Consider the following 7,629-nt stretch of genomic DNA (forward strand, 5'->3'; position numbering starts at 1 on the left):
CTACCGGAGGCGTTAACAGGGGCCCTTCCTTGTGGTTGGGCGGGGTGGCGGGGTGGGCACATAGTGGGGCATGAGCGGGAGCTGGGAACGGGAACTGGACGCGGCCGTGCGGGAACTCGACGACGCGGACACCCTCGCCTTCGGCGGGGTGGGACTGGCGGGGCAGATCCTGCCCGCGACCGAGGCGTACCGGACGCTGGAACAGGGATTGCGGGAGCACCCGGAGGCGGCCCGCAAGCGGATCGACAGGTTGCTCCGCAAGGGTTCGCCGGCCGGCCGGGCGTACGCGGCGACGCTGCTGGAGGCGGTCGACCCGGCCGCCGGGCGGGACGCCTGGGCGCGGCTGCGCGGCGACGACGGCGAGTTCACCACGTTCTCCGGCTGCCTCATGGGTCGCGCCACGCTGGGCGGATACGCGGCCGACCGGCTCGCCGGCGGCGACCAGTAGCTGACCGCACACTCAGCGAACAGGACTTCATCAGGCGTGCGTGCGGTTGTTACCGTTCCCGCCGAGCACGTTGGGGGAGGCGGTCGTGAACGGTTCGTTGGCGTACGTGGTGACCACGCTGGGGTGCCTGGTCGGGGTGGCCGGTGTGGTGATCGCCGTCATCGCGGTACGGAAGTCCCGGTCGGCGTCGGGCCCGAAGACGAAGGCGGCGCCGGGTGACCCGTTCCGGGACCGGGACGCCGACGCGCTGCGGGGTGACCCGCGCGCGCTCAAGCCCGGCGACATCGTCGAGATCCGCGCGGTGCCGTACACCGTGCGCGGCTCGGTGCACCTGGTCGAGGGCGGCTGGAGCTGGGCGGAGCACCTGCTCGACGACGCGGGCGGGGTGAAGCGCTGGCTCTCCGTCGAGACCGACCCGGACGTGGAGATGGTGCTCTGGACCAGCGAGCCGGGGGCCACCGTCACGCCGGGCGCCCCGACGCTGGAGATCGCCGGCCGCCGCTACAACTGGGACGAGTCGGGCCAGGCCCGGTACACCGCCACCGAGGGCACCGGCCTCGACCCGCACGGCACCATGCGCTACTACGACTACCAGGCGCCCGGCGGTGCACGGCTGTCGTTCGAGGCGTACGGAGAGGCCGGCTGGGAGGTGAACCTCGGCGAGGAGCTGCGCCGCGCCGAGGTGATGATCTACCCGCAGGGCGGCCCGGAGACGGTGCGCTGACGTGCTCGTCTGTCTGGACGCGCCCTACGTCGACACCAGCGCCGCCGATCTGAGCCTGGCCCTCGGCGGCCCGGAGCTGCCGGCGCTGGCCGTACGCGACATCGACCTGCCCGGGCTGCCCCGGCTGCGGCTGCGCCTGCTCGGCGCCTCCCACCAGGTCGTGCTCGGCACGCTCACCGAGACGGTCGCCTGCCTGCCCGGCCGCCCGCCGCACCTGCCCGGCACGCTGCACGACGAGACGGCCGGCTACCGGTTCCTCGCCACGGTGCTCCGGCCGGAGGGCGACGGCCTGCGTACCCGGGTCGCGGCGCTGCGCGCCGAACTGGCGGGCGACCCGTACGCGCTGATCGGGGTCTTCCCCGGCGACGAGGACGCGGTCACCGCGCTCTCCGTCCGGCCCGGCCCGCCGGACGGCGTGCTCGCCTGGCGCACCTGGCACGCCTACCCGCAGACCAACGAGCTGGTCCTGACCGAGACGGTGGTGGAGGAGCTGTGACGTACCGACGGTGGTTCGTGGTGGGCGTGGCGGTCGCCGTCATCGGCGCGCTCATCGCCGCGTTCACGATCTTCTACGGCAACTTCTCGCCCCGGGGCTACGTGGAGGACAACTACTCCCGCGCCTCCGGGCGGGACATCGGCTCGAACGCGATCGCGTACACCTCGAACAAGGCGCCGAGCGAGGTGTCCAAGCAGATCACCGACGCCTGGAAGCCGGCCGACCAGTACGTCGACGGCAGCGGCGTCTACCTGCGCTACGACGACGACTCGGTGGTCATCCTCCCGCTCGCCGTCGGCTCGGTGATCCTGCTGGAGAGGATGACCACCGCCTACCCCCGGTACCACAGCGTCGTCGGCAACAGCTGGGGCTGGGGCCGAGGCAGCACGGTCCGGGGCGGCGGCCCCGGTTCCGGCAAGTAGCCCCTCCGACCCCCTCACCCTGGAGTCTCCTGTGCAGCATCTCGTCACCGACCTGCTGGTCACCCTCGCCTACGGCGCGGTCGGCGTCGTCCTGATGGCGATCGGCTACGTCCTGGTCGACCTGGCCACCCCCGGCAAGCTCCACGAGCTGATCTGGACCGAGCGCAACCGCAACGCGGCGCTGCTGCTCTCGTCGAACCTGCTCGGGGTCGGCACGATCGTGGTCGCCGCGATCGTGGCCAGCGACGACGACTTCACGCTGGGGCTGGTTGGCGCCGCCGCGTACGGCATCCTCGGTCTGGTGATCATGGCGGCGGCGTTCGTGCTGCTCGACGTGGCCACCCCGGGCAAGCTCGGTGAGCTGCTGGTGGACCCGGAGCCGCACCCGGCGGTGTGGGTCTCCGCCACCGTGCACCTCGCAACCGGCGCGATCATCGCGGCCGCGATCATCTGATGAGCGGCAGGCCCGCACAGCAGTCGGCGGGGAAGGACAAGCGCACGCAGACGGTGATCTGGTCCGTGGTCGTGGGGGTCGTGGTCGTCGTCTGCGCCATCGGCGCGTTCGGCGGCGACTCGGACACCTCCGTCCCCGCGCCGGCGACCGACGAGCGCTCCGGCACCGTGCCGATCCTCCGCGCCGCCGCCGACAGCCAGGGCATCTGCTACGGCTGGGAACTGCTCGACGTGTATGACGAGGTGAGCGTCGGCTCCAACCTCGGCGACGGCACCACAGTCGTCGACGCACCCGGCTGCACGCGCTGGCTCGCGGTCTCCGCGAACGTCAGGTACACCACCTCCAGCAGCGAGTCGGAGGACTCCGCCACGATCCGGATCAAGGGCTCGGACGACATCGAGTTCGCCGACCTCGCCGCGATCGAGACCCGGCTGGGCCGCTTCGGGCTGGACGAGGACGCGTTCGTCGACGACCCGGGCTGGGCCGTCACCCGGGCCGCCACGATCCTGCCGCTGCTCGCCGCCGAGCGCGGGCTCGCCGAGCCGGCCGCGACACCCACCGCCGCGCCGTCGGCAGCCGCCGCCCCGCTGCCGGACGCCGGCAACGACTTCTGGCGGGACCGCTGGATCTACGTGCTCAGCTCGGTCGGCCTGTTCCTGCTCGCCGCGCTGTTCCTCGCCGTGGGCGTGCGACAGCGCCGCAACCACCGGGTACGGGTGCCCGCGCAGCGCGCCGGGGCGGGAGCCGCCGGACGTACCCGGAGCAGACAGTGACCGTCGACGTGGCCGCACGGCCGCGGTGGCGCCTGGCCCGCGCGGCGGTCCTGCTCGCGGTCTTCGTGTGCGCGGCCTGCGGCCTGGTGTACGAGCTGGCGCTGGTCGCGCTCGGCAGCTACCTGATCGGCGACACGGTCGGTCAGGCGTCGATCGTGCTCGGCGTGATGGTCTTCGCGATGGGCGTCGGCGCGCTGGTGGCGAAGCCGTTGCAGTCGCGGGCGGTGGTCTCGTTCGCGGTGATCGAGCTGACGCTGGCGCTGCTCGGCGGCCTCTCCGTGCTCGGCCTCTACGCCGCGTTCGCCTGGCTCGACCTGTACGGCCCGGCGCTCGTCGGCACCGCCTTCGTGCTCGGCCTGCTGATCGGCGCGGAGATCCCGCTGCTCATGGTGATGCTGCAACGCATCCGGGAGCAGTCCGCGGGCAGCGCGGTGGCCGACCTGTTCGCCGCCGACTACGTGGGCGCGCTGCTCGGCGGGCTGGCCTTCCCGTTCCTGCTGATCCCGGTCTTCGGCCAGCTCAAGGGCGCGCTCGTGGTCGGCGCGGTGAACGCCGTCGCCGGGGTCGTGCTCGTCTTCACCGTGTTCCGCGCCGACCTCAGCCGGCGGGCGCGGGCCGGCGTGGGCGCCGGCGCCGTCGTGGTCGGCCTGCTGCTCGGGTACGCCTGGGTGACGGCCCACGACTTCGAGGTGACCACCCGCCAGCAGCTCTACCGCGATCCGGTGGTGCACGCCGAGCGCAGCCGCTACCAGGAGATCGTGCTGACCCGCTCGGTGCGCGAGGCCGGCCACTCCGACACCGACCTGCGGCTGTTCCTCAACGGGGACCTCCAGTTCAGCTCGATCGACGAGTACCGCTACCACGAGGCGCTCGTGCACCCGGCGATGCGCGGGGCGCACGGCGACGTGCTGGTGCTCGGCGCCGGGGACGGGCTGGCCGCGCGGGAGATCCTCAAGTACCCGGACGTTCGCTCGGTGACGCTCGTCGACCTCGACCCGGCCGTGGTCGAGCTGGCCCGCCGCGAGCCGCAACTGCGCGAGCTGAACCGGGAGTCGCTCACCGACCCCCGGGTACGGGTGCTCAACCTGGACGCGTTCGCCTGGCTGCGTACCGCCACGGACCGCTTCGACGTGGTGATCGCCGACCTGCCCGACCCGGACGAGACGGCCACCGCGAAGCTCTACACGATCGAGTTCTACACGCTGATCCGGCCGGTGCTGGCCCCCGGCGGGCGGCTCGTCGTGCAGTCCGGGTCGCCCTACTTCGCGCCCCGGTCGTACTGGTCGATCGAGCGGTCGGTCCGCGAGGCGGGCTTCACCACCGTGCCGTACCACGTCGACGTGCCGAGCTTCGGCGACTGGGGATTCGTGCTCGCCGCGCCGGGTGACGTCGCGCCCGAACTGGCGCTGCCGGACGATCCGCCGCCGCTGCGGTTCCTCACCCCGGCGGTGCTGGCCGCCGCCGGCACGTTCCCCGCCGACCGGGCCCGGCTCGACGTGCCGGCCTCCACGCTGTTGCGGCCGAGGGTGCTGGACTACGCCCGCGAGGAGTGGCGCGGCTACTAGGTTTCGGGACATGCCACCCGAATCGCCGCGCCACCGACCGGGCATCGGCTGGCTGGTCCGCCGGCTGCCGACCCGGGCGGTCGAGGCGGCCTCCTACCTCCAGGCGTTCGTGCTCTCCGGCGTGGTCACCGTGCTCGCCGTCCGCGCCTACCTGAAGGCCACCGACTATCCGCAGCTCGGTGGCGGCGGGCTGCACATCGCACACGTCCTCTGGGGCGGCCTGCTGCTCGCCGTCGGCCTGGGCATCCCGCTCGTCTTCCTCGGCGGCGGCGCCCGTACCGGCGGTGCGGTCGTCGGCGGCATCGGGTTCGGGCTGTTCATCGACGAGGTGGGCAAGTTCGTCACCACCGGCACCGACTACTTCTACGCCCCCGCCGCCGCCATCATCTACGTGGCGTTCGCGCTGCTGGTCCTGCTCACCCAGGCGGTACGCGGACGCACCGGCCGGTCCCGGCTGACCCCCGCCGAGCGCACCGCGAACGCGCTGGACATGGTGCTCAGCGGCCTGCCGGGCGGGCTGACCGATCGCCGCCGGATCGCCGTGCTGCGGCTCGTGCAGGGCACCGGACCGGCCACCGAGACGGCGATGGCGCAACTGCTGGACGCCGTACCCCACCGGGAACCGCCGCCGGTGCCGCTCTGGCAGCGGGCGGCGGACCGGGCCCGGCGCCTCGCCGTCTGGGCGGCCGGACGCCGCTGGCTGGTCTGGCCGGTGGTGGTCTACCTGGTCGTCGAGCCGGTGCTGACAGTGGTGGCGGTGTTCGTCGACGGCGTGACCGGGAAGCTGGACCAGGAACGGGAGTGGGGCGCGGTGCTCGGCGTCAGCGCCACCGCGCTCGTCACCGCCGTGCTCGGCCTGTGGGCCGCCTGGCTGCTGCGCCGCAACCGGACCGAGGCGTTCCGCCTGTTCAAGCTGGCGCTGCTCGTCGACCTGCTGTTCGGGCAGGTCTTCAACTTCACCGTGAACCAGTTCGGGGCGGTCTCCGCCGTCGCGCTCGATCTCGCGCTGCTCGGCGTGGTCACCGCCGAGCACCGCCGGTTGCGGCGCGCCGCCGAGAGGTGAGCCATTCGGGCGTGCTGAGCTGGTCGAAGATCGCTACGGTGGGCATCTGATCCAGGAAGGGAGAATCATGGTCGATGCTCCGGGCACTCCGCCCCGTACGCGTCCCGGCGTGGTGACGCTCTCCAGTTGGCTGCTCATCCTCGTCGCCGCGATCCAGGTGCTGAACCTGATCGTGGCACTGGCCGTCGTCGGCAAGATCCGCGACGTTCTCACCGACGCGTACGCGGGTACCTCGGCCGAAGGGGCCGCCGACATCGCGTACGCGTTCAGCATCATCACGGCGGTCGTGTCGCTGCTGATCGCGGCCGGGCTCGTCGTCCTCGCGCTGTTGAACAACCGGGGCAAGAACGGCTCCCGGATCACCACGTGGGTGCTCGGCGGCATCCTGTTCTGCTGCACCGGCGGCGGGCTGCTGACCGGTCTCACCGGCGGCATGACGGGCGGTGGCAACACCACCGGTGACATGCCCAGCTCGGAGGAGATCCAGCGCCGGCTGGAGGACGCGCTGCCGTCCTGGTACACCCCGGTCAACCTGCTGCTGGGCCTGGTCGCGCTGCTCGCCCTGCTTGCCGCGCTGATCCTGCTGGCGCTGCCGCAGGCGAACGAGTTCTTCCGCAAGCCCAAGGCCGGCTGGGAGCCGCCGGTGCCCGGTGGCGCCTACCCGGCGTACCCGTCGCACCCGGGCCAGTCGGGCGACCCGTCGTACCCGTCGTACCCGCCGGCTCCCGGCACGCCGCCGTCGACCGGCGGTCAGCCGCCGTCCGCGCCCGGTGGTCAGCCGGGCGAGCGCCGCGACCCGGAGCCGCCATCCGGAAGTTGACGTCCGGATTGCAGCGACGCCGACGATCCCTCCGAGTAGGTTGCAAGCCGACGCCTACCGGAGGGATCAGTCGTGTCGTACCCCGATCGGGCCGCACCCCGCCGGCCGGGCACCGTCCTCGCCGCGGCGGCGCTGCTGCTGGCGATGGCGGTCGGCGCCGTGGCGTACGCGGTGGCCAACCTGGCGGTCGGCGGCGGCACGGTGGACCGGTTCCGGGATGCGGCGGCGCAGCGGACCGGCGCGAGCGGTGGCGACATCGACCAGGTGGCCGGTCTGCTGCGCGGCTCCACAGTGCTGGCCGCCGTGCTCGGCGTGCTCGCCGCACTGCTGCTCGTCGGGCTCGCGCTCGGCCTGCTCGCCGGCCGGTCCGGCGCCCGCACGGCGACCTGGGTGGTCGCCGGTACTGGCCTGCTCTGCGGTTGCTGCGGGCTGGCGGTGCTGGTCGGCCAGCGGGCCGCCCCGCTGCGGCTCGGCGCGGACGACCGGATCACCGCCGACCTGCTGGGGCTCGTCGGGGACGCCTACCCGTCCTGGTGGATCCCGGTGAACGCGACGCTGTCGGTGGCGCAGATCCTCGGCTACCTGGTGGTCGCCGTGCTGCTCACGCTGCCGTCGTCCGGCGCGTTCCTGCGTCGCCGTACCGCGCCGCTGCGGCTGTCCGGCTACGGCTCGACCGTGTCCGGCGCGACCGCCCCCGGGCCGACGCCCTGGGGACCACCACCCGGCCTGAACCCGCCCGCCGCCGCCGACCGCCAGGTTGGCCACCGCGTACGCCACGGCGCCGACCGCCATCGCCAGCAGCAGCGCCGCCGCGGCGAGGACGGTGCCCGGCCGGCGGGGTGCGGCCCGATCGGGGTACGACAC

Annotated in this window: 9 protein-coding genes and 1 pseudogene; all 10 read left to right on the forward strand. The window is 73.3% G+C overall.

What is annotated here, in order from left to right:
- The first annotated feature begins 70 nt into the window (after positions 1-70).
- Positions 71-448, forward strand: a complete 378-nt coding sequence (locus F8279_RS28315; protein WP_091413787.1) for a hypothetical protein — start codon at positions 71-73, stop codon at positions 446-448.
- Between the two features lie 85 nt (positions 449-533).
- On the forward strand, positions 534-1,172 hold the full coding sequence (locus tag F8279_RS28320; RefSeq protein WP_151501571.1) for a DUF4178 domain-containing protein: 639 nt from the start codon (positions 534-536) through the stop codon (positions 1,170-1,172).
- A 1-nt stretch (position 1,173) separates the two neighbouring features.
- Entirely contained in the window at positions 1,174-1,668 is a 495-nt protein-coding gene (locus F8279_RS28325) for a DUF2617 family protein (RefSeq protein ID WP_091413790.1), read from the forward strand.
- On the forward strand, positions 1,665-2,090 hold the full coding sequence (locus F8279_RS28330; RefSeq protein WP_091413792.1) for a DUF4247 domain-containing protein: 426 nt from the start codon (positions 1,665-1,667) through the stop codon (positions 2,088-2,090). Before F8279_RS28325 ends, F8279_RS28330 begins: the two co-directional genes overlap by 4 nt.
- A 31-nt stretch (positions 2,091-2,121) precedes the next feature.
- The gene (locus F8279_RS28335) at positions 2,122-2,544 is read left to right on the forward strand and encodes a DUF350 domain-containing protein (RefSeq protein ID WP_030269725.1); all 423 of its coding nucleotides are present in this window, start codon (positions 2,122-2,124) and stop codon (positions 2,542-2,544) included.
- Positions 2,544-3,317: a hypothetical protein gene (locus F8279_RS28340; protein ID WP_151501572.1), complete on the forward strand. Its 774-nt coding sequence runs from the start codon at positions 2,544-2,546 to the stop codon at positions 3,315-3,317. The genes F8279_RS28335 and F8279_RS28340 overlap by 1 nt, the downstream gene beginning before the upstream one ends.
- Positions 3,314-4,882 (forward strand): polyamine aminopropyltransferase, encoded by a 1,569-nt coding sequence (locus F8279_RS28345; RefSeq protein WP_151501573.1) that lies wholly within the window; start codon positions 3,314-3,316, stop codon positions 4,880-4,882. Before F8279_RS28340 ends, F8279_RS28345 begins: the two co-directional genes overlap by 4 nt.
- Positions 4,883-4,946: 64 nt before the next feature.
- Complete coding sequence (locus tag F8279_RS28350; RefSeq protein WP_192580789.1) at positions 4,947-5,945, forward strand: hypothetical protein; 999 nt, start codon at positions 4,947-4,949, stop codon at positions 5,943-5,945.
- A gap of 67 nt (positions 5,946-6,012) precedes the next feature.
- Positions 6,013-6,765, forward strand: coding sequence for a hypothetical protein (locus F8279_RS28355; protein WP_151501575.1), 753 nt, complete (start codon positions 6,013-6,015; stop codon positions 6,763-6,765).
- A 72-nt stretch (positions 6,766-6,837) separates the two neighbouring features.
- Positions 6,838-7,401 (forward strand): annotated as a pseudogene (locus F8279_RS28360) (hypothetical protein); the annotation flags it as partial.
- Between the last annotated feature and the right edge of the window lie 228 nt (positions 7,402-7,629).

This window comes from Micromonospora sp. AMSO1212t, from assembly GCF_008868145.1.
In the GTDB taxonomy this organism is placed as follows: Bacteria; Actinomycetota; Actinomycetes; order Mycobacteriales; family Micromonosporaceae; genus Micromonospora; species Micromonospora tulbaghiae.

Coding starts and splice junctions, on each gene's coding strand:
- F8279_RS28355 (WP_151501575.1), top strand. CDS start 6,013: ATGGTCGATGCTCCGGGCACTCCGCCCCGTACGCGTCCCGGCGTGGTG.
- F8279_RS28340 (WP_151501572.1), top strand. CDS start 2,544: ATGAGCGGCAGGCCCGCACAGCAGTCGGCGGGGAAGGACAAGCGCACG.
- F8279_RS28315 (WP_091413787.1), top strand. CDS start 71: ATGAGCGGGAGCTGGGAACGGGAACTGGACGCGGCCGTGCGGGAACTC.